Consider the following 853-nt stretch of genomic DNA (forward strand, 5'->3'; position numbering starts at 1 on the left):
TATTACGCTAGCGACTTGATCGTTATTGTCTATTTCGACGACATCAAAGCCTTTTAGTACCAGTTTGTCGCCTTGGTGAATTGCCCAGTGATAGCGTAAAAACCATGCTGTGCGTCCCAGCCGCTCGTTCGAGAATACACGGCATTGGGCAATTCAGTTTTTACTTTATGAACATTCAGTTCAAAGCCATCAATACCTGTCACATCGATCATCGGGTCGACAAAACGAATGTCCGGGTTTAGTGCGAGATCAAGATGCGCGCGTACTTTCGATGGGTCAGGTTCGTTCCACGCAGCAAGCATATGGTCAAGCGATTTAGGGTATGTCGACATAGTGATTCTCTTTTATTCTTATTCGAAAAATGTAGTGTCTTACAGTAGGCTTCATTTTGTATCATGCGAGCCTTAAGGTTCGCAATTGTGTATGCGGTCAATCTTGGCGTGTAGAGGTATGTGTGATGGAATTCTTTCCTTATACAGAGGGATATAAAGATGCGTGCTTGGCACTGTTCGATGCAAACTGCCCACAATATTTTGCTGAGAATGAACGTGCCGATTACGCGCAGTTTTTAGATCCTGTTCCTGATGGGTATCGCGTTGGCGTTATCAATGATGCTGTTACCGCAGCCTACGGCATGCGCGTTGATGAAATGACGGCAAGAGCCCGCATCGTTTGGATCATGGTTGCGCCGTCAAGTGCTGGCTCGGGTGTCGGCACGGAGATGATGAACAACGCAAAATCCTTTGCAGTGGAAGCGAGTGCGCCAGTCATCGATATTGCAGCAAGTCATTTATCGGCGCCATTTTTTGCCAAGCATGGTGCGGTTGTTCTGAGCGAAACTCAAGATGCCTGG

General features: G+C 47.0%; 2 protein-coding genes. One reads left to right on the top strand and one right to left on the bottom strand.

Annotated features, from left to right (window positions below; translation table 11 throughout):
• Nucleotides 1-53: 53 nt before the first annotated feature.
• Nucleotides 54-332, bottom strand: a complete 279-nt coding sequence (locus A3739_RS04245; protein ID WP_068476145.1) for a nuclear transport factor 2 family protein — start codon at nucleotides 330-332, stop codon at nucleotides 54-56.
• 125 nt (nucleotides 333-457) lie between these two features.
• On the opposite strand from A3739_RS04245, the gene A3739_RS04250 reads away from it, so the two are divergent.
• The coding region (locus tag A3739_RS04250; protein ID WP_068500438.1) for a GNAT family N-acetyltransferase at nucleotides 458-853 on the top strand (396 nt) is incomplete at its 3' end.

This window comes from Oleiphilus sp. HI0067 (genome assembly GCF_001635735.1).

What these genes read in the sequence shown, in the direction of transcription:
- A3739_RS04245 (WP_068476145.1), bottom strand. Translation starts at nt 332, where the DNA reads ATGTCGACATACCCTAAATCGCTTGACCATATGCTTGCTGCGTGGAAC.